This is a genomic window from Collimonas sp. (assembly GCF_035566375.1).
GTDB lineage: Bacteria > Pseudomonadota > Gammaproteobacteria > Burkholderiales > Burkholderiaceae_D > Collimonas.
In genome coordinates, this window is record NZ_DATMRK010000029.1 from 132,457 (window position 1) to 151,436 (window position 18,980).

Annotated in this window: 19 protein-coding genes and 1 tRNA gene; 12 read left to right on the forward strand and 8 right to left on the reverse strand. The window is 57.6% G+C overall.

Annotated features, from left to right (window positions below; all coding sequences use genetic code 11):
- The first annotated feature begins 86 nt into the window (after positions 1-86).
- The 4 genes from VNZ60_RS08685 (at position 87) to VNZ60_RS08700 (ending at position 3,227) form a co-directional block, all read left to right on the forward strand.
- Positions 87-773, forward strand: coding sequence for a Fe2+-dependent dioxygenase (locus VNZ60_RS08685; RefSeq protein WP_325658138.1), 687 nt, complete (start codon positions 87-89; stop codon positions 771-773).
- Between the two features lie 169 nt (positions 774-942).
- On the forward strand, positions 943-1,590 hold the full coding sequence (locus VNZ60_RS08690) for a 2OG-Fe(II) oxygenase (protein WP_325658140.1): 648 nt from the start codon (positions 943-945) through the stop codon (positions 1,588-1,590).
- Between the two features lie 206 nt (positions 1,591-1,796).
- The gene (locus VNZ60_RS08695; protein ID WP_325658142.1) at positions 1,797-2,567 is read left to right on the forward strand and encodes a slipin family protein; all 771 of its coding nucleotides are present in this window, start codon (positions 1,797-1,799) and stop codon (positions 2,565-2,567) included.
- 165 nt (positions 2,568-2,732) lie between these two features.
- The gene (locus VNZ60_RS08700) at positions 2,733-3,227 is read left to right on the forward strand and encodes a DinB family protein (protein ID WP_325658144.1); all 495 of its coding nucleotides are present in this window, start codon (positions 2,733-2,735) and stop codon (positions 3,225-3,227) included.
- A 20-nt stretch (positions 3,228-3,247) separates the two neighbouring features.
- Here VNZ60_RS08700 and VNZ60_RS08705 read toward each other — a convergent pair whose 3' ends face one another.
- The gene (locus VNZ60_RS08705) at positions 3,248-4,129 is read right to left on the reverse strand and encodes an alpha/beta fold hydrolase (protein WP_325658146.1); all 882 of its coding nucleotides are present in this window, start codon (positions 4,127-4,129) and stop codon (positions 3,248-3,250) included.
- Between the two features lie 218 nt (positions 4,130-4,347).
- On the opposite strand from VNZ60_RS08705, the gene VNZ60_RS08710 reads away from it, so the two are divergent.
- Together VNZ60_RS08710 and VNZ60_RS08715 are read left to right on the forward strand one after the other, a co-directional pair.
- Positions 4,348-6,078, forward strand: a complete 1,731-nt coding sequence (locus tag VNZ60_RS08710; RefSeq protein ID WP_325658148.1) for a CocE/NonD family hydrolase — start codon at positions 4,348-4,350, stop codon at positions 6,076-6,078.
- 187 nt (positions 6,079-6,265) lie between these two features.
- Positions 6,266-6,793 carry a Csu type fimbrial protein gene (locus VNZ60_RS08715; protein WP_325658150.1) on the forward strand — a complete coding sequence of 176 codons (528 nt, stop codon included), beginning with the start codon at positions 6,266-6,268 and terminating at the stop codon, positions 6,791-6,793.
- Here the strand turns inward: VNZ60_RS08715 and VNZ60_RS08720 are convergent.
- The gene (locus tag VNZ60_RS08720; protein WP_325658152.1) at positions 6,790-8,760 is read right to left on the reverse strand and encodes a sigma-54-dependent Fis family transcriptional regulator; all 1,971 of its coding nucleotides are present in this window, start codon (positions 8,758-8,760) and stop codon (positions 6,790-6,792) included. The genes VNZ60_RS08715 and VNZ60_RS08720 overlap by 4 nt on opposite strands.
- 169 nt (positions 8,761-8,929) lie before the next feature.
- Between VNZ60_RS08720 and VNZ60_RS08725 the strand changes: the two genes are divergently transcribed.
- Entirely contained in the window at positions 8,930-9,394 is a 465-nt protein-coding gene (locus VNZ60_RS08725; protein WP_325658154.1) for a hypothetical protein, read from the forward strand.
- 45 nt (positions 9,395-9,439) lie between these two features.
- On the opposite strand, the gene VNZ60_RS08730 is transcribed toward VNZ60_RS08725, so the two are convergent.
- Positions 9,440-10,117, reverse strand: a complete 678-nt coding sequence (locus VNZ60_RS08730) for an FMN-dependent NADH-azoreductase (protein WP_325658156.1) — start codon at positions 10,115-10,117, stop codon at positions 9,440-9,442.
- A 119-nt stretch (positions 10,118-10,236) separates the two neighbouring features.
- On the opposite strand from VNZ60_RS08730, the gene VNZ60_RS08735 reads away from it, so the two are divergent.
- The 3 genes from VNZ60_RS08735 to VNZ60_RS08745 all read left to right on the forward strand — a co-directional run bounded on the left by VNZ60_RS08735 (position 10,237) and on the right by VNZ60_RS08745 (position 12,425).
- Positions 10,237-11,142, forward strand: a complete 906-nt coding sequence (locus VNZ60_RS08735) for a LysR substrate-binding domain-containing protein (protein WP_325658158.1) — start codon at positions 10,237-10,239, stop codon at positions 11,140-11,142.
- 93 nt (positions 11,143-11,235) lie between these two features.
- Entirely contained in the window at positions 11,236-11,844 is a 609-nt protein-coding gene (locus tag VNZ60_RS08740) for a pyridoxamine 5'-phosphate oxidase family protein (RefSeq protein ID WP_325658160.1), read from the forward strand.
- A gap of 47 nt (positions 11,845-11,891) precedes the next feature.
- A complete protein-coding gene (locus VNZ60_RS08745) occupies positions 11,892-12,425 on the forward strand; it encodes a DUF1697 domain-containing protein (protein ID WP_325658162.1) in 534 nt (177 codons plus the stop codon).
- Positions 12,426-12,474: 49 nt separating this feature from the next.
- Here VNZ60_RS08745 and VNZ60_RS08750 read toward each other — a convergent pair whose 3' ends face one another.
- From VNZ60_RS08750 to VNZ60_RS08760, 3 genes are read right to left on the reverse strand one after another with little or no spacing between them, the layout of a single operon-like run.
- Entirely contained in the window at positions 12,475-12,858 is a 384-nt protein-coding gene (locus VNZ60_RS08750; protein ID WP_325658163.1) for a RidA family protein, read from the reverse strand.
- A gap of 45 nt (positions 12,859-12,903) precedes the next feature.
- Positions 12,904-14,064 carry a DSD1 family PLP-dependent enzyme gene (locus VNZ60_RS08755; protein ID WP_325658165.1) on the reverse strand — a complete coding sequence of 387 codons (1,161 nt, stop codon included), beginning with the start codon at positions 14,062-14,064 and terminating at the stop codon, positions 12,904-12,906.
- Positions 14,065-14,072: 8 nt separating this feature from the next.
- The gene (locus tag VNZ60_RS08760; RefSeq protein ID WP_325658167.1) at positions 14,073-14,708 is read right to left on the reverse strand and encodes an HAD-IA family hydrolase; all 636 of its coding nucleotides are present in this window, start codon (positions 14,706-14,708) and stop codon (positions 14,073-14,075) included.
- 96 nt (positions 14,709-14,804) lie between these two features.
- Here VNZ60_RS08760 and VNZ60_RS08765 point away from each other — a divergent pair, with 96 nt between their 5' ends.
- Both VNZ60_RS08765 and VNZ60_RS08770 read left to right on the forward strand, forming a co-directional pair.
- On the forward strand, positions 14,805-15,728 hold the full coding sequence (locus tag VNZ60_RS08765) for a LysR family transcriptional regulator (protein WP_325658353.1): 924 nt from the start codon (positions 14,805-14,807) through the stop codon (positions 15,726-15,728).
- Positions 15,729-15,888: 160 nt separating this feature from the next.
- Entirely contained in the window at positions 15,889-16,347 is a 459-nt protein-coding gene (locus tag VNZ60_RS08770) for a hypothetical protein (protein ID WP_325658169.1), read from the forward strand.
- 175 nt (positions 16,348-16,522) lie between these two features.
- Here VNZ60_RS08770 and VNZ60_RS08775 read toward each other — a convergent pair.
- A tRNA-Val gene (locus tag VNZ60_RS08775) sits at positions 16,523-16,597 on the reverse strand.
- Positions 16,598-16,707: 110 nt separating this feature from the next.
- Positions 16,708-18,975, reverse strand: coding sequence for a RelA/SpoT family protein (locus VNZ60_RS08780; RefSeq protein WP_325658171.1), 2,268 nt, complete (start codon positions 18,973-18,975; stop codon positions 16,708-16,710).
- Positions 18,976-18,980: the final 5 nt, after the last annotated feature.

Genomic DNA, 18,980 nt, shown 5'->3' on the forward strand with positions numbered 1-18,980 from the left:
TTGCCGTACAACCGTACTGTCTACGCTCGGTACGCCTTGTTGGGACAATTTTGCGCAAGTCCTAGTATTTAAATGAAGAAACGCTCATGCTGATTACCATTCCCAAAGTACTCGATGCACAGCAATTAAACGCCGTGCGCCAATTGCTCGACCACGCCGGACCGGCGTGGGTCGACGGCCGCGTCACGGCCGGCTACCAGGGGGCGGCCGTCAAGTTCAATCAGCAGATCGACGAACGTTCTGAAGTGGCGTTGCAATGCCAACAGACCATTCTGGCGGCGTTGGAGCGTCACCCGCGTTTTATCAGTGCGGCGCTGCCGAATACCGTGTACCCGCCGCTGTTCAACCGCTACGGCGAGGGCATGACGTTTGGCGCGCACGTCGACGGCAGCGTGCGGATTCATCCGCATGACGGCCGCAAGCTGCGTACCGATATCTCTGCCACGCTGTTTTTATCGGACCCGGCATCGTACGACGGCGGCGAACTGCAGATTGAAGACAGCTATGGCATGCACGCAGTAAAACTGGCAGCCGGCGACATGGTGATTTATCCGGCAACCAGCTTGCATCAAGTCACGCCGATCACGCGCGGCGTCCGCACTGCCTGCTTTTTCTGGGTGCAAAGCCTGGTGCGCGACGACACCCAGCGCAGCCTGCTGTTCGACATGGATAACGCCATCCAGAAACTGAACCAGACCAACGCCGACGAAGCAGCGCGCCGCACCTTGATCGGCTGCTATCACAATCTGATGCGGCAATGGAGCGAGACCTGAGCTTCGGCTGACGCCACCGCAACGCTCCTGCTGCGGCGGTGCTACTATGGTTGGTTAGCCCCACAATTCGCTTGCGCAAACCTGTTCAGGGCGGCATCGTTAAACACAGCACTCCTGGCGTATTGACGATTTGCAGTTAATGCAGGTTTTCCAGCAAAGAGTGGTAGCAATGCGTTCGGAGTCCCCGGCTTTCCCCGCCTGCCTCAGCGCGGCGGCGCCATCACATCTGGCCGATGGCCTGCTTGATGGCCTGACTGAGCACGGCTGGTCACAACAGAACATTTTTTTGTCGGCGCAGCTGACGCTGGAACTGGCCGCTGAATGCCGGGCACTGGCGGCAAACGGCGTACTGAATCCGGCAAAAGTAGGCCGCGGCACGGCTCAGGCGCTACGGACGGAGATCCGTGGCGACCGGATTCTTTGGCTGAAGGCCGGACAATCGCCTGCATGCGATCAATATCTGCAGCTCATGGAGAACCTGCGCATCGCACTCAACCGCGCGCTTTACCTGGGGCTGGACGAGTATGAAAGCCATTTTGCGTTTTACCCGCCGGGCGCCTCGTATCAGACCCATCTGGACCGGTTTCGCGACGACGACTGCCGCACAGTGTCGGTAGTCATCTATCTCAATCACAATTGGCTGCCGGAACAAGGCGGCGCCTTGCGCCTGCATCCACAGGGCGAGAGCACGCAAGATATCGCGCCGCTAGGCAGCCGCCTGGTGCTGTTCCTGTCTGCCGACATGCTGCACGAGGTGCTGCCTGCGACGCGTGACCGCTTGTCGCTTGCCGGCTGGTTCAGGCGGCGGCCGGCTTGAAACAATTAGTTGCGGATTGAGAAACCCCGGGGAAACCTCGATTCAAGACAGGCATTTACCGTTCAAGACACCACCCCATCCGCTCGGGATGTTTAAGTCGCGTGAGCTGACCTATACTGCTGATATGACCTTGCATCCCCTATCCAGCCGATCCGGCTATGAGGCTAGGGATGCAAGCTCATCCTCGACAAGGAAGGAGGCACAAAATGCCCTGGAATTTCGCCTGGTTCGGACTGGTCGCAAGCATTTTCGTATTGATCATCCTGCTGAATGCGGCAATTTACATTTTTCGAGAATATGAGCGTTGCGTGATCTTCACCCTGGGACGCTTTTCCGGCGTCAAGGGACCGGGGCTGGTGCTACTGATTCCGGCCATACAGCAGCTGGTCAGAGTGGATCTGCGTACCGTTGTGCTGGAAGTGCCGACGCAGGATGTCATCTCGCGTGATAACGTCTCGGTGCGGGTTAACGCAGTGGTTTATTTCCGCGTCACCGACCCCAAAAAAGCCATCGTCGAAGTCGCCAATTTTTTCAATGCGACCAGTCAGTTGTCGCAAACCATGCTGCGCTCGGTGCTGGGTAAGCATCAACTGGACGACATGCTGGCCGAACGCGAAAAGCTGAACCTGGCGATTCAACTGGCGCTCGATGCACAAACAGATTCCTGGGGCATCAAGGTTTCCAACGTCGAAATCAAACAGGTCGACCTGACTGAATCGATGATCCGCGCCATCGCTCGCCAGGCCGAGGCAGAACGCGAACGGCGCGCCAAGGTGATTCATGCCGAGGGCGAGCTGCAAGCATCGGAAAAACTCTATCAGGCCGCCGCCGTCCTGGCGCAAGAACCGCAAGCAATCCTGCTGCGCTACCTGGAAACGCTGACGGTGATCGGCGCCGACAAGAACACCACGGTGGTGTTTCCGCTGCCGATGGACTTGCTGTCGACTTTCCTTGGAGATAAAAGAAAAACGCCGTAACCGCGATAGCCTATGTAACTTGCGTTGCCGCACGCTGGAAACCAGCCGTGCCGCGGCGCATTTTTTTGCGCCGCCATATAATAGCCACCCCGAATGGCCGCCCCGTTGCCGGCTCGGCCCAATTCCTTGCCCATCCGAAATTCCACGCCTCCAGGTGCGCCAAGCATGAACCCTATTACACTCAATACCCTCGCCGCTTTTCCGCAACAACTGGAAGCGCACTACGCTGCCTTTCCCACCGAGTTCACACACTGGAAACCGGCGTCCTGGGAAGGCGTGCCGAGCGAACCGTTCAGCGCCATCGAACAAATCTGCCACGTGCGCGATATCGAGATCGACGGTTACCATCTCCGCTTCCAGCGCACTCTGGATGAATGCAATCCGCTGCTGGCTTCGATCGACAGCGATATCCTTGCCAGCGAGCGCAATTACGCTGCTGCCAATCCAGCCGAAGTATTTACGGCGTTTCGCGCAGCGCGAGCCAAGACGATTGAATTGCTGTCAAACCTGGATCAAGAGCAATTCAAGCGCCGCGCCGAGTTTGAAGGTTATGGCCCCTTGACGCTGCGCGGCCTGGTGCACTATCTGTGCAGCCACGACCAGCAGCATCTGGCGGGCTTGCAGTGGCTGTTAGGAAAAATAGACGCCGTACACCGATAGTACGCAGCATGCCGGCATGCTCAAGCTACCGCCAGGATGGCGGCAGCAAAATCCTGCGCGGCTTCCTGCGGCAGATTGTGCCCCACAAGCGGGATCACGCGGCGTTCATACGGCCCACTAAAAAATCTATCGTGCCGTTCCGAGCCGCCACTCAAACTGACGCCATCGCCGCCGCCGTCCAGTACCACGGTCGGTACGCTGATCAGCGGCTGTGCGGCCAACAATAACTCGGTACTCTCAAACATCGGATCGCCTGGCGCCAGGGCAAAACGATGGCGGTAGGAATGGATCACAACTTCAACGAAATCGGGATTATCGAAGGCAACCGCGCTGCGCTGATAAGTCTCTTCATCAAAGCGCCAGTTGGGCGACCATAAACGCCAAAGCAATTTGCAAAACTCGTAGCGGTTTTGCTGCAGCCCTGCCCGCCCACGCTCACCGTGGAAATAATATTGATACCAGTAGCGCAATTCATTTTCTGGAGTCTGCGGCTTTACCGATGCCGCAATATCCTGGATGTTATAACCACCTGCAGACACCAGGCCGCTCGCCCGTGCCGGCCATAGCGCAGCAACAATGCAGGCAGCGCGGCCGCCCCAGTCGTAACCCGCCAACACTGCACTCGGGATCGCCAGCGCATCCATCAAGGCCAGCAGATCGTGAGCGAGCGCAGCCTGCTGGCCGGAACGCGGCGTAGCGGCCGATAGAAATCGGGTCGGCCCGTAGCCGCGCAAATAGGGAGTGATGACGCGGCAGCCGGCGGCAGCCAGCAATACGCTCACCTCGTCGTAAGCGTGGATATCGTAGGGAAAACCATGCAGCAGCAAAACCACGCGACCGGCCGCATCGCCACTCTCTTCGTAGCTGACATTCAAAACGCCTGCATCGATCCGCTTTAACATGGCTGCCCTCCGATTTATTCTCACTACCAACAGTGCATATTGATAATTAGTCGCTATCTTCTAATCTTTTTATTGATGCTGCGATGCGATGCGTGGGTTAATAAAACGGTTAAAAACGAACGATCGTTCACTTATCTTCTTGTTTGGTAAAACTTGCCGCTTCCCAACCCACTTTGACACGAAACGAACAATCAATCACAAATACAGGAGAACGTCGCATGCGCATCTTGTCTCAGCTTTCCCTATCCGGAATTGCCCTGACGCTAGGCTTGAGCCTGGCCTCCGCCACCGCCAATGCCGAACTGTGCCGCAGCGCCAGCGCCGCGGAAGCAGCAAGCTATACCAGCCCCATGCAGTCGCCAGGAATTATCTCGCCAATCGACGGCACCTGCTGGATCCCCGCCATGACCATCAGTAGTTTCGACGGTACCAAACTGGCGGCAAATCTGTTCCTGCCGAAGCGCACTAGCAGCGATCAGAAATTCCCCGCCATCGTCATGATCGCCAGTTGGGCCGCTCCCGGCCGCGTCGAATATGTCGGCCAGCAGCAGAAGCTGGCGCAAGACGGTTATGTGGTGGTGAGCTATACCGCACGCGGCTTCTACCTTTCCGAAGGGCAGGTCGACGTCGCCGCGCCGGCAGACGCGCGCGATGTCTCATCGGTACTCGACTGGCTGCAAGCCAACGCCCCGATCGACATCAACAACGTCGCCGCCAGCGGCATTTCCTACGGCGCCGGCCTGTCGCTGATCGCACTCGGACAAGATCCGCGCTTCAAGACTGCGGTCGCGCTGTCCGGCTGGGCCACCCTGGCGGACCAGCTGTACACAGCCGGCTCGCCCAACCTGACCTGGGCCACCGTGCTGGGCCTGGCCGGCAGCGTCACCGGCAGGCCTGCGCCAGAGGTAAATCAAAACATACTGGCGCTGCTCGATCCCAATACCAGCGCCGCCAGAATTGCCGAAATCACGGCCTGGGCCAAACCGCGTTCGCCATCCAGCTATGTGGCAGCTATCAACCAGCGCAACGCACCTGTATTCATCAGCAAGAACTTCCAGGACGACATGTTCACGCCGAATTCGTCGCTGGCGATGTTCGCTGCGTTCACCGGGCCGAAGAAGATGCTGCTCAACGCCGGCATTCATGCCTCCGCAGAATTGACTGGCGCTCTGCTGGGCGCACCCAACTATCCTTACGATCAGGCGCATCGCTGGTTTAATCGCTGGTTGAAGGGAGAAAAGAACGGCATCGACACCGAACCCAAGGTATCTATGCAAATCAAGTTCAGTGATCGTCGCGAGTCGTTTTCCACATGGCCGGCGCCTGAGCTGAGCAACAAGACTTATTACCTGGCGCCACGCGGTGCGATCCGCTTCGATCTCAGTTGCTTCTGCGGCAAAGGCGACAAAGGGACTATCTCCACCACGCCGAACCAGAGCACCGATTCCGACCTGATCCAGAATCTGTTCGACACTACCGCCAGCAGCGGCCTGATTCCTATCCTCTCCACCCTGGGCGAAACGGTCAACCTGCCGATAATCAATTCACTGCTGACAGTCAGCCTGGCCGCCGGCGTGCGCTATGAAGCGCCGGCGCTCGCCGCCACCCAAAAAATCAGGGGCATTCCAAAACTGAATTTGCGCATCACGCCTTCACAAGCCCGCGCCCAGGTGGTCGCCTATCTGTATGACGTCGATGCGATCGGCACCGGAGTTTTGATTACCCACGGCGCCACTACCCTGCATTGGGCCACACCAGGCCAGACCGTCGATTTCCCGATTGAATTCTCGGCCACGGCGTATGACGTGCCGGCCGGCCATCATATTGGCGTGGTGCTGGATACCGCCGACAGCCTGTATGCCTCCCCAGTGAATCCGGGTGAACGGTTTGGCGTGCGCTTTGAATTCAATCCGAGCCAGCAATCAAGCTTGGTTTTGCCAACTTTATAGTGCCTTCATGACAAGCTGCCCGGCTTTGCCGCGCAGCTTGTCCGCAGCCAAAAGTAACAATGGGCGTCAAATAAATATTCAAACCAATATTTCCATAAGGAAATTTATATGCTATAGATACGCCTAGCAATCGTAATCAAACGTGGTCCTGCAAAGCAAACAAGCAGTGGCAATCGGGAGATCAGTCATGAAAAAATCGATTCTAGCTTTCATCTTGCCTATCTTATTTGTCATATCGGCAAGCAGCGCCGTCAGTGCTTTCGCGGCGACAGCCACGGCCACCATGACCAACACCGTCACCGTCGCCAACAATTGCAGCATTGCCACCGTTGGCTTTACCACGACCTATGATCCGATCGTGACCAATGCCACCGCCAACCAAGATGTCACCGCCAGCGTCACCACCACCTGCACCCCTGGCGCCTCGCCCGTGATCACGCTGGGACAAGGCGCCAACGCCAATACCGGCTCCACCGATGCGGTACCGCTGCGACGCCTGTCCAGCGGCGGCGGCTCGCCGACATATCTCAATTATTCGCTGTTCTCGGATTCCGGCCGTAGCACTACCTGGGGCAACACGGCCGGAACCTCGCCTGGAGCTGCAAGTGCCTCGGGCTCTGCCACCCCACTCACGATTTACGCACGCCTCCCATCCGGACAGAGCGCGACTGCCGCTACTTTTACCGATACCGTAGTGGCCACCGTCACCTTTTAACGCAGACGCAGCTTGCGATACACGGTATTGCGCGAAACCCCTAATGCCTTGGCGGTAGCGGAAACATTGCCGCCGCTGGCCTCAAAAGCTTTTTTGACTGCCGCCAGCGCCAGATCCTCCAGACTGCCGACACCGTCATTCGCCGCTGCTGCTACTGCCGCTGGCGAAACGATCACGCTCGCCGGCAGCGGCTGTTCGGCCTGTACATCCTCCAGGAAATCATCGGGCAAATGTTCCAGCTTGATGATGCGATCATCCCCGGCCATGACCACCGCAGTCCTCAGCAAATTGCTCAACTGGCGGAAATTTCCAGGCCAGCTGTGCCGCCGGAACAGGGCCATGATGTCGGGCGCGACGCTACAACAGCCCCCCTCATTTTCTGTTTCCGCCAACAATCTTTCGACGATGACATCAAGATCGCTGCGTTCGCGCAAGGCCGGCAGTTTGACTACCAGGCCATTCAAGCGATAGTAGAGGTCTTCACGAAACAAGTTGGCGGCAATCAATTCACGCAGATTGCGGTTGGTGGCGCAAATCACGGCGAGGTTGACCGGGATCGACTTGGTGCTGCCCAGCGGTGTCACCACTCTTTCCTGCAACACCCGCAGCAAGCGAGCTTGCAGGCTAAGCGGCATGTCGCCGATCTCATCCAGAAACAAGGTGCCGCCGTTGGCTTGCAACAGCTTGCCCTGCCCACCTTTTTTCCTGGCGCCGGTAAATGCGCCCTCCTCATAACCGAACAGCTCCGACTCGATCAAGGTTTCCGGAATCGAGGCGCAGTTGACTGCGACGAAAGCATTGTTTTTGCGAGGCGAATCGTTGTGCACCGCTTGCGCCAGCAATTCTTTACCGGTGCCGGTTTCGCCGGTAATCAAAATCGGGATGTCGCGCCCTATCACCTTGTCGAGCTTGCCGATCAGGGCGGCCATGTGCGGATCGCCGGTATTCAGATAACGCAGGCTGGACAAGCGGCGCGGCGCCGTCTTCGGCCTTGTTGTTGCGATTGTTGCGGCCGTCGCGGTTGCCGTCGCGACCGTCTCAGCCATCGCAGGCAATTCGCTGTAGTGCTGAAAAACGCTGTTCGACAGCCGCAGTTCAGCGCGGGCATATACCTTTACTCCGCTATGCAGGCAAAGATTGAGCAAGCCCGGCGCGGCAGCCCGATAATGGTCGAACAAGGTCGACAGCGGCAAGCCAAACAAGGAGCTGAAGGTATGCGATTGCAATGCCGTCTGCGGCAGCCCCAATTGAAACAAGGCGCTGCGGTTAGCCGACAGGAAACGGCCGCCGGGCGTGAAGCAGGCAATGCCCTCCACCAAGGTGCCGATAAATTCTGGCCGGCTGTGAAAATGCAGAGTGACGGCATTTTCAAAGGCTGCGGTAAACAGTTGGTTTTCAATCATCTGCGCCGACATCCGCACCAGAGCCATGGTGTGTTTGTGATAGCTGCCGCGATCGCCGCTAACATCCAGCACACCCAGGATATTGCCCTGGTAATCGAAAATCGGCGCCGCCGAACAAGTCAGGAAATGATTGGCGGAAAGATAATGGGCGTCGGCATGCACGGTGGTCGGCGCTCGCTCTGCAATCGCGGTCCCGATCGCATTGGTGCCCTTGCTTTGCTCCGACCAGGTAACCCCCGGATTCAGCGCCACGCGATTGGCCTTGATCAGGAAATCGTCATCCCCCAGCGCATGCACGATCACGCCATGGGCATCGGTCAAAATCACCATGTTATGGGTATTGACGATCTGCTCGTACAGGGTTTCCATGACCGGCAAGGCATGCAGATGCAGGGTCCGGTTCTGTTCCAGCAACATGGACAAAGAGCTGCGATCAAGCGGCAGAATGTCCGGCTTGTCGTTTTTCCCCAGGCCAAATGCTGTCGATCTTTGGTGCGATTTTTCGATCACTGCGGGATCGCAGGACAAATGATCGCTTGCTCTGTTGCACGAGATATCACGCATCTTGTCTCCTTCAGGCGGGGTCCATGAACCTCTCTGCGGACGCTGGAGCGCCTCTCAACGATTTGATTTTGCTCAGTCTACCGTTGAATCGCTGTCGATGTCACTGTTCTGACGGCAGCGCCGGGGTTAGGTTCATCGCCTTTGGTCGCCTTTGGTGTATCCTGCCGGGATGAACAGCGAAACCGACATCCAACTCAGTGGGCCATTCAGCGTCACCGACGCCGCAGGCCGCAGCCATAACATAAAAGCAATCCGCATCTTCGACGAAGGCTACGGGATCATCGACGTCTATGTCGATTTCGCCGCAGCGATCGGCAAGGAGCGGCTGTACCAAGATCAGGTGCTGATCGCCCAGATCCTGAGCCAGTTGCGCCGGATCGGCTATGTCGGCCCGGATTTCGGCCACGGCGATCTTGGTTTGCAAGATGACAAACTGATCGTGCTGGAAGCACCGGAAGAATTCAATGTATTCGCCGCAAGCAAGGGCTGGAACAACCTGGCCGAGGAATTCGCCGACGAGCACGATATGGACACTGATATAGACGCTGAGATCGACACCGATGCCGGCGACAGCCGCGGGCAAGCAGCCTCAAGCACAAAACTTGACGCCCTCAAAAACAAATTCAAAGCATAAATCAGCGTCACCCACTTCGACGGCCGCTCGCACTAACGCGCATCGCTAGCGCGTATCCCTGATCATCCGGCTTATCAAAGTATCGACCTCGGTCTCGGCCGCAGCGATTGACGCGGCGAGACGGTCGTCGCCGAATTCATCGTATTCGATCGCAATGCTATGCAGCTCGCTGACGCCGATGTAAGCGAGCGCGCTGCGAGTGCTCGGCTCTACATGATTCATGGCGGCGCTTCTCTGCCCTGCCCCGTAACCGTAATCTCCTCTGGATGAAAGCACTACCGCACGCTTGTTGGCGTCCTTTAGCATGGGCCAATACGGCTCGCCCTGACGATTGCGGTCAAAGCCGAAGGTGCGCCCTACTCGCACTATGTTGTCGATCCAGGATTTGAATTGTGCCGGCACGTTGAAGTTATACATGGGCACCCCCAGCACCAGAATATCGGCCGCCAATATTTCGTCGACCAGCGCATCGCTTTCCGCCAACACCTTGTGCATCCAGTCTTGGCGCGACGAGGGCGCGGTAAAGGCTGCGTGTATCCATGCGCCGCTCACCGGCGACGGTGGATTAAGGCCGACATCGCGCACACTGACTTGATCGCCGGGCCGCTGCTGCAGCCATTGCTGGACAAACCGGTGCGACAGCCGGCGCGTGTGGGAACCATGCGGTTGCAGATCGGAACGTCCGGCGCGGGCGCTTGCATCCAGGTGTAGCAAGGTAGTCATTTCAGTTATCCTCTGTGAATTAATTTCATGTACCAGCTTTCCCGATAAACTGTAAATGCCCGACAATACCGAGACAAGCGACAAATTCTGCGCATTTCTGGAAAATAGAATTCATCCATATGGATAGCAAAACAGCACGCCGCAAGCTGCCTCTCGCCGCCCTGAGAGCGTTCGAGGCAGCAGCTCGCCATCTGAGCATCAAGTCAGCCGCAGCGGAACTCGCAGTTACGCCGACTGCGGTGAGCCATCAGATCAGGCGCCTCGAAGAGAGTCTCGGCGTGGCCGTGTTCCAGCGCCTGCCACGGCAATTGCGCCTGACCGCTGCCGGTTCGGAGCTGTATGTGGCATTGCGCGACGGCTTCGACTTGTTCGCGGCAGTCATCAAGCGAATTCAGCTGCGCGACACGGCCCCTCTGCTGACCATTTCCACCACGCCGGCGTTTGCCGCACGCTGGTTGCTACCCAGGCTGGGCGCTTTCCGCAGCGCCTATCCCAAGCAGGATCTGCGGATTCACACTGCGGTGGAAGTAGCGTTGCTCGATGGCCATACCGCGGATATCGCGATTCGCTACGGCCTTGGATCATGGCCGGGATTAGTGGCGGAAAAATTATTTGACGACCGTATCGCCCCGGTTTGCAGCCCTCTGCTAAAAGTACGCAAACCCAAGGACCTGCTCAAACACACCTTGATTCATTGCGAATGGCAAACCACGCTGCGCAAGGCCTCGACCTGGCGCGCGTGGGCGCAGCGCGCTGACTTCGCCGCTCTGGATAGCCACGGCGGCATGGTCTTCTCGGACGAAAGCCACGCCATCTCGGCAGCGATCGCCGGACAAGGCGTCGCCCTGTTGAGTACCTCCCTGATCGAGCCGGAATTGCAAAGCGGCGTACTTGAGCAGCCGTTCGGTCCGATACTCAACAACTATGCTTTCTACCTCGTGTATCCGGAAGCCAGGCGCACTGAGGTGCAAGACGTATGTGCATGGATTAGCGCGCAAGCGAGCGCCTCGGCGATGCTATTCTAAGCTCTCTGCGTGCAGAATCACAGCCTTGAGGAACCCTGCGGGCGTAACGCTTTCCCGGTAAAATCACGACCAGACAATTGCCCTGGGACCGATATGCTTACCAACGTCGAGCAGCTGGAGGAAATTTACGGCCAACCGCATGAGCGATCATTGTGGAAAGAAATAGATTTCCTGAATCAGGACTACCAGGCCTTCGTCAAAGCCTCGCCCTTTGTGGTGTTCGCTTCCGGCGGCCCGGGAGGCATGGATTGCTCACCCAAGGGCGATGCCCCGGGATTCGTCAAGATTCTGGATGAACGCACGCTGGCGATTCCCGATCGTCCGGGCAACAATCGTATCGACACTCTGCGCAACATCATTGCAGATCCGCGCATTGCCCTGCTGTTCGTCGTGCCAGGCATCGGCGAAACCTTGCGCGTCAACGGCCGCGCCGAAATTTCAGCGGAACCGGCTTTGCTCGAACAATTCGCGACGAATGGCAAACTGCCGCGCACGGTCATCATCGTCAAGGTGGAGGCGACTTACTTCCATTGTTCAAGAGCGCTGGTGCGCTCGAAACTGTGGGATCCTGCGCAGCAAATTGAACGTAGCAGTTTCCCGAGCCCCGGCGCCATGTTGAAGCGTCTTAACAGTGGCGGCGGCTTTGACGCCGACACCTACGATCGCGAATTGCCAGAACGGGTTAAAGCAACTCTCTATTAAAATCCCTGCATCAACCTATCGTTTTTAGCTCAGAACGGAGTATCGCAATGACGGTTTTCGTGGCGCTTTTGCGTGCAATCAATGTCGGCGGAACCGGCATGCTGCCGATGAAGGAACTTGCCATCTTGTGCACCGAGCTAGGCTTCAACCATGTCCGCACCTACATCCAAAGCGGCAACGTGATCTTCGACAGCCCGCTGGGCAAAGACCTGGTCACCCAGGAGCTAGCGCAAGCGCTAGGTAAAAAGATGGGCAAGCCGGTCGATGTCTTGCTGCGCACCGCCGCCGAGTTGCGCGCCATCTTGAAAGCCAACCCCTTCCCCGATGCGGAACCATCGAAAGTCGCGGTGGTTTTTTGCAGCGCTAACCTGCCTAAGGACTGGCTTGAACTGCTGCGCATCCCCGGCAAAGAAGAAGTCGAGCCGGGAAAGAAAGAAATCTATATCCACTATCCCGAAGGCATGGGCAGATCAAAACTGAAGCTGCCGCCATCGACCGGGGTCGCTACCGTCCGCAACATCAACACGGTCACCAAGCTGCTCGCTCTGGCCGTCAGTCAAGCTCTGCATGAGTCCACATGATTTTGTCGTGGTAAGGAAGCATGTATTGCGGAACGCAAATTTAGCATGACTAATCCCGGCTGGGAACGCAAGCAATCAGCTGCAACTCGACGCCGTAGCCGTGATGCAGGGCGGGCACCGGCACGACGGCGCGCGCCGGTTTGTGCGCGCCCAGGTAACTGGCATAGATTTCGTTGAACAAGCCCCAGTTTTCGACCCCGACCAGATACGCCGTAGCTTGCACCACGTCGCCAAAACCGCAGCCGGCGGCTTGCAAGACTTCCTGGCATTGGCGGAACACTGCTTCGCACTGCTGCCGGAAGTCATGCCTGGCCGGGTCTATCGTGTCTGAGGCCGGCAGCATGCCTGACAAAAAGACAAAACCGTTCTGTTCAATCGCCTGGGAATAGTGGCCGCGCGGCGCCGGCACGGCTGGGGTATGTATGATTTTCATAATAATTTTTCCTGGTAAGTGTGCATGACGGAATCAGAGCAATTACTACCAGCCGCGAAATCGCTCCCAGACATCCAGGATATCCGGCGCATCCCGGCTGACGACATGGTAACGGGAATGCTGTGCGCCGGTTGCGCAGGCATGGTTCGGCAGGATGCGCAGCATGGTGCCAATGGGCAGCGCCGGCGTTTGCGCAGGATCGCCGGAGCGATGCGCGATCACGCCGTGTTCCTGATTGGCGTCGACCATCAATATATCCGGTAGCAGTTCGCCGGCCAGATCGCAGACCAGGCCATAACCCTGGTCCAGCGCCTGTTTGCTGGTTCCGCGGTCGCGCGACATTGCCATCCAGCCGGCATCGGTGATGATCCAACCTTTTTCCTTTTGGTGGCCGATAACCGTGGTGAGCACGGATAGCGCAATGTCTTGCTGGCGGCAGACGCCGAGACCGGCCATGACCAGGTCGCCAAACACAAACACACCTGCCCGCACTTCGCTGACGCCATCCAGATTATCGGCAAACATGGCGGTTGGCGTCGAGCCGATACTGACCGTGGGACAGGCAATTCCAGCCGCCCTCAAGCGATCCGCACAGCCAACCGCTGCATCGCGTTCCTGTTGCGCCATCTGCCTGATGGCCGGTATCGAGCGGCAGTTATAGGAATTGCCGGCATGCGTGATGACGCCAGCCAGATGCTGCCCGCCGGTGACCAGGCAACGCCCGATGTCGAGCAGCGCCAGAGAATCTGGAACGACGCCGGAACGATGACCGTCGGAATCGATTTCGATCATCACGTCGAAGCGCATGTTTTCTTGCCTGGCCTTGTCGCACAATGCCTGGGCCATCTCCAGGCTATCCAGAATGAGCGTCAGCTTTACCCCTTGTTGCCGCAACCTGATCACATGATCGAACTTGCCGGGAACAATGCCAACCGCGTACAAAATATCCGTGAAGCCGCTGGCAGAAAAATACTCCGCCTCCTTGAGCGTCGATACGGTAATCGGCCCGCTGGCTTGCCCGAGCGTGGAGCGGGTGACCTGGATCGATTTGCTGGTCTTGACATGCGGCCTGAAAACCACGTCGAAGCGGGCCAGGCTGGCGCGCATGCGGGCGATATTCTGCTCCATGCGATACTGATCGAGGATCAGCGCCGGCGTTTCAAGATCGCTTAAATGGCGCGCCGGATTTTTTGAAGAATCGTCCATATGATTTCCTAAATTTGTCTGGCGTTGGCAAACTCAAGCAGATCTGTAATCTTCCTCGACTCGCCCAACGGCGGCGGCGCACCGGTGGGCGCAACAAGGCCGATACGGTTATGCCAAAAGGTGTCCAGACCGACTTGCGCAGTGCCAAACATATCGTAAGCAGAGCCGGCCACAAACAGCACGCGTTGCGCCGGCAAGCCCAGTTGCTCCAATGCCAGTTGATACGGCCGCGGATCCGGCTTGTAAAAACCGGCTTGCTCCGAAGTCACGATCACGTCGAATTCCACGCCCACACGAGCGGCCGCCAACCGACCGAGGCTGGCTGAACAGTTGGTCACCACGCCAAGCCGATAACTTTGCTTCAAGCGCGTCAGGGTCGCTGCCACATCCGGCCACGGCGCGAGGCTATGCCAATTCCGTTCCAGCTGTTGCGCCAGTTGCGGCGCCAGCCCGACGTTCTGCGCTGCTTGCGCCACCAGTTCCTCGTAGGGCTGATAGGCGCCGCAGCCATAGGTCAGCCGCAGATATTCTGCACGCCAGACACGCCCGGCTGGTTCCGAGCCGGCGGTACGGTTCCAGACCGACCAGGAATCCAGCAGTGCGGTGAGCAGATCGAACAAGACTGCCTGATACTTTTGCGCCATTTCAGCCTCGATGCAGTTGATGTCGGTGAATTATCGATCGTATTGCCATGACTGTGGTTAAATGAAACACATGTCTAACTTAAGTTTTACTTAATGATGATAGCGCTCGACGACATTCGTTTTTTTATGGTTGTAGTAAAGGCCGGCAGCCTAGCCGCAGCCGCGCGCGAAATCAACGTCACCGCTTCGGCCGTGACGCAACGCCTGCAACAGATCGAAGCAAGGCTGGGGGTGCGGCTGATCGATCGCTCAACGCGCAATATGCGCCTGACCGACGAAGGCGAGTTGTTGGCGGAAGAAGGCGCGGCGATTTGCGACAGTAATGATCTTTTGTTTGAAAAACTGAAGGCGCGACAAGGAGTTGTAGCCGGACATCTGCGGATAAACGCCCCGTTTGGCTTTGGCCGTCGTTACCTGACGCCGCTGGTGGCGCAATTCCAGACCGACCATCCTGGCATCAAGATTTCGCTGACCCTGCTCGACAGCATCACCGTCAGCGAGGCGCATAAGGCCGATGTCACATTTCACATCGGCGCCTTGGCCGACTCCAGCCTGGTGCGCTACAAGATCGGCGCAAATGCAAGAATCCTGTGTGCAGCCCCCTCCTATATCCGACGCATGGGGGCGCCGGCAGATCCGCAATCGCTGGCCGCACATCAGTGCCTGGTATTGCGAGAGAACGATGAGGACGTCAGCCTCTGGAAATTTTCAAAAGGAGCGCTCCATCACAGCGTCCGCGTGGAACCCATTTTAAGTTCCAACGACGGTGAAGTGATTCATCAATGGGCCCTGTACGGAAAAGGCATCATGATCCGCTCCGAATGGGACGTCGCTGAAAACCTCCGGCGCGGCAAATTGGTCACACTCCTGCCTCAATGGAACATAGCGCCGGCTGACGTCATCGCCTTGGTTCCGCAGCGCAAGGGCATGTCTGCACGGGTTAAGCAATTCATCGAGTATGTGAGCCGGCAGTTCGGGCCGGTGCCGCCATGGCGGATTAATGGTGACAGCAAGGACTGACCTGGAACGCAGGCGGCTGGACAGTTTCTGAATCGGGACAGGAACGCAGCACGGTGAATACGGACAAATGTTGCAAAATTCTAATTTTTTATTCCCCAAAAAAATAGATAACAATCATTTGCTGCGTATCTTGCCGCTCTGCCTGAGCGGCGCCGTTCTGTTGACCGCCTGTTCCAGCATGGACGTGGGCAACGCGGGAGCAAAAACTGTAGCAACCGGCTCGGCCGGCGGCGCCAATGCCGAAAACGCCAATGCTTCGCTTGAGCACTGCGACCGTTCGCTCGGCACCATCGCGATCATCGAAGATACCGCTGCGCCCTGGTATGGCATCCTCACCGGCCAGTACAAACTCGGCTCGACCGTACCGGTACTCAAATTGCTGGTGCAGCAATCGAACTGCTTCGTGGTGGTCGAACGAGGCCGCGGCATGACAGCAATGATGGGTGAGCGCGCCCTGCAACAAGAGTGTTCACACCCGCAGTCTGTGCACAGCAAACGAATCCGCTCGGCAGCTAACAACGAAGCCCATTATTGCGATGGGCTTCGTTGTTTATCGCAGCAATTTTTCACGCAAACCGTTTCAAAACAACAAAAAATTGAGGTGCCGATGCGACACTGACTCATCTCGATTGTTTGGTCTGGATATGTTTTACCGTGATTGCGCAGCGTGGAGTCACGCTAAAGATGAAGAACCAGGAACGATCAAAATCGAGGCGCAGAATAAGGAAAATATCCCAGAACAATTCCTGAGAATTTCGAGATCTGCTTAAACTATTGATTTAAAACAGGAATTTTGGTGGGAAGTACAAGTTTCGAACTTGTGACCTATCGCGTGTGAGGCGATCGCTCTACCCCTGAGCTAACCTCCCGGAGAGGCCGCCATTATGGCATGAAATTCCTGATAAATAAAGCAGGTGCTGAGACGATGTAGCACATCATCGTCCAGCCCCTGCTCACCCTGCTCACCCTGCATGCCGGCCTACTGGCGCTTGGCCTCCAGCACTCCCTTTACTTCGCGAATCACGGTCAGCGCTTTTTGCAACTGGGCGGTGGACGCGATTTCCGCAGTGAACGCCATGCGTGCATGCGCTTTGGCGCTTTGGGTACTGACGCCGATGACATTGATTTTTTCGCGCAAAAACACTTCCGAAATATCCCGCAGCAAGCCCTGGCGGTCGCTGGCCAGCACGAAGATATCCACCGGATAGACGGTTTCCGCTTCCGGCGCGCCCCAGGTGGTCTGGATCACGCGTTCTGGCGCCTTGATACGCATCTCGGCGAAATTCTTGCAGTTTTCTCGATGGATGGAAACACCTTTGCCACGCGTGATGAAGCCGACTACCGGATCCGGCGGCGCCGGTTTGCAACACTTGGCCAGTTGCGTCATCAAGCCATCGGTACCCACCACCAGCACCCCTGACCTGCCGCCATGCGCTACGCTTGAGGCGCGGCTCTTGCGGGTAATCGCCGCTTCTTCAAATTCGCTGCCGTGCTCGGCCTGTTTGACGCCATGATCGTCGTGCAAGGCTTGTTCGACGTGGCGCAGGCTGAATTCGTCCTTGCCTAGCGCCAGCAACAGATCTTCCAGCTTGGCAAACTCGAGCTTGCGCGCCAGCTCTTCCAGGTTGACCGCGGTCTTGCCTTCGCGTTGCAAGGTCTTGTCCAGCAAACTGCGGCCGGTCGCCAGCGTCTCTTGCTGTTCGATCGCATTGAACCAGGCGCGCACCTTGGAGCGGGTGCGGGCGCTGGCGGCGTAACCCGGCGTCAGCCAGTCGCGCGACGGGCCGGCGCCGCCGGGTGCGTTTTTGGCGGTGATGATTTCCACCGTCTGGCCGTTCTTCAACGGCGTATTCAGCGGCACCATGCTGCCATCCACCCGCGCTCCACGACAGCGATGGCCGACGTCGGTATGCAGGTAGTAGGCGAAATCGATAGGCGTGGCGCCGCTAGGCAACTCGATCACGCGCGCTTGCGGCGTCAACACATAGATGTGATCGTTGAGCGTGGCTTGCTTGAGTTTTTCCAACCATTCGCGGCGGCTGTCCTCATGCTCGACAACCGCATCCACCACTTCGCTTTTCCAGGCCAGCAACTGTCGCAGCCAGGCGATTTTTTCGTCGTATTTTTGTGCCGCAAAATTGGAGCCGCCGGCTTCCTTGTAGCGCCAGTGTGCAGCCACCCCGTATTCGGCGAAATGGTGCATTTCGTTGGTACGGATCTGCACCTCCAGCGCCCGATCGTCGTCGGCCAATACCACCGTGTGCAAGGACTGGTAACCGTTGGGCTTGGGACGCGAAATATAGTCGTCGAATTCTTTCGGTATCGGCACCCAGATGTTGTGGACGATGCCGAGCACCGTATAACAAGTCTTGACGTCGTCAACAATCACCCGGAACGCGCGGACGTCATACAGCTCGGAAAAATCGAGTTCCTTGCCTTGCATCTTGTTCCAGATGCTATAGATGTGCTTGGGCCGGCCCGAGACTTCGGCCTTGATGTCAGCTGCCGCCAGCTCGCTGCGCAAACGTGTGATAGCCGCATCGACAAAACCTTCGCGTTCGATGCGCCGCTCTTCCAGCATTTTGGCAATGCGTTTATAAGTGACCGGATCGATGAAGCGGAACGACAGATCCTCCAGCTCCCATTTGAGCTGCCAGATCCCGAGCCGGTTGGCTAGCGGCGCGTACAATTCGAGCGTCTCGCGCGCATATTGACTGGTGCGCTCGTTTTCCATCTTGTGCTCGGCAAAATAACGCAGTGTCGTCACGCGCGAAGCCAGCCGCACCAGCACCACCCGCATATCGGTCGCCATCGCCAGCAACATCTTGCGCAAGGTTTCCACCTGGCTGGCGGCCTGCTGCGCGGCATTTTTCCCGCGCATGACTTCCTGCGGCAAATTGAAGGTAAAACCGTGCAGGCGCATCAGTTGCCGGATGCCGCCGACCAGGTCCGAGATCTCCTTGCCGAACCGCTGTTCGATGGTGTCGGCATAACTGGCGTCTAGCAAAGGCAGCTCAAACAACAGAGCCGCAATCCGGGTTTCGACATCGGTATCGAGCACGGCCAGAATGCTGGTCACACCTTGCGAGAAATCAAGCGTGTTCTGGCCGGTAGCGATGAAATTATCGGCATACAACGGCTCGACGAAAGCCAGCGCATCGAGCACCCGCGCGCTATCCTCGGCACTCAAGCCGGCGGTGCATAGCTGAATTTGCGTTGCGCGTTGTGTTGCAGTGAGCGAAACCATGCTTA

What these genes read in the sequence shown, in the direction of transcription:
- VNZ60_RS08685 (WP_325658138.1), top strand. Translation starts at nt 87, where the DNA reads ATGCTGATTACCATTCCCAAAGTACTCGATGCACAGCAATTAAACGCC.
- VNZ60_RS08715 (WP_325658150.1), top strand. Translation starts at nt 6,266, where the DNA reads ATGAAAAAATCGATTCTAGCTTTCATCTTGCCTATCTTATTTGTCATA.
- VNZ60_RS08745 (WP_325658162.1), top strand. Translation starts at nt 11,892, where the DNA reads ATGACGGTTTTCGTGGCGCTTTTGCGTGCAATCAATGTCGGCGGAACC.
- VNZ60_RS08720 (WP_325658152.1), bottom strand. Translation starts at nt 8,760, where the DNA reads ATGCGTGATATCTCGTGCAACAGAGCAAGCGATCATTTGTCCTGCGAT.
- VNZ60_RS08780 (WP_325658171.1), bottom strand. Translation starts at nt 18,975, where the DNA reads ATGGTTTCGCTCACTGCAACACAACGCGCAACGCAAATTCAGCTATGC.
- VNZ60_RS08690 (WP_325658140.1), top strand. Translation starts at nt 943, where the DNA reads ATGCGTTCGGAGTCCCCGGCTTTCCCCGCCTGCCTCAGCGCGGCGGCG.
- VNZ60_RS08700 (WP_325658144.1), top strand. Translation starts at nt 2,733, where the DNA reads ATGAACCCTATTACACTCAATACCCTCGCCGCTTTTCCGCAACAACTG.
- VNZ60_RS08725 (WP_325658154.1), top strand. Translation starts at nt 8,930, where the DNA reads ATGAACAGCGAAACCGACATCCAACTCAGTGGGCCATTCAGCGTCACC.
- VNZ60_RS08740 (WP_325658160.1), top strand. Translation starts at nt 11,236, where the DNA reads ATGCTTACCAACGTCGAGCAGCTGGAGGAAATTTACGGCCAACCGCAT.
- VNZ60_RS08695 (WP_325658142.1), top strand. Translation starts at nt 1,797, where the DNA reads ATGCCCTGGAATTTCGCCTGGTTCGGACTGGTCGCAAGCATTTTCGTA.
- VNZ60_RS08705 (WP_325658146.1), bottom strand. Translation starts at nt 4,129, where the DNA reads ATGTTAAAGCGGATCGATGCAGGCGTTTTGAATGTCAGCTACGAAGAG.
- VNZ60_RS08760 (WP_325658167.1), bottom strand. Translation starts at nt 14,708, where the DNA reads ATGGCGCAAAAGTATCAGGCAGTCTTGTTCGATCTGCTCACCGCACTG.
- VNZ60_RS08765 (WP_325658353.1), top strand. Translation starts at nt 14,805, where the DNA reads ATGATAGCGCTCGACGACATTCGTTTTTTTATGGTTGTAGTAAAGGCC.
- VNZ60_RS08730 (WP_325658156.1), bottom strand. Translation starts at nt 10,117, where the DNA reads ATGACTACCTTGCTACACCTGGATGCAAGCGCCCGCGCCGGACGTTCC.
- VNZ60_RS08750 (WP_325658163.1), bottom strand. Translation starts at nt 12,858, where the DNA reads ATGAAAATCATACATACCCCAGCCGTGCCGGCGCCGCGCGGCCACTAT.
- VNZ60_RS08710 (WP_325658148.1), top strand. Translation starts at nt 4,348, where the DNA reads ATGCGCATCTTGTCTCAGCTTTCCCTATCCGGAATTGCCCTGACGCTA.
- VNZ60_RS08755 (WP_325658165.1), bottom strand. Translation starts at nt 14,064, where the DNA reads ATGGACGATTCTTCAAAAAATCCGGCGCGCCATTTAAGCGATCTTGAA.
- VNZ60_RS08735 (WP_325658158.1), top strand. Translation starts at nt 10,237, where the DNA reads ATGGATAGCAAAACAGCACGCCGCAAGCTGCCTCTCGCCGCCCTGAGA.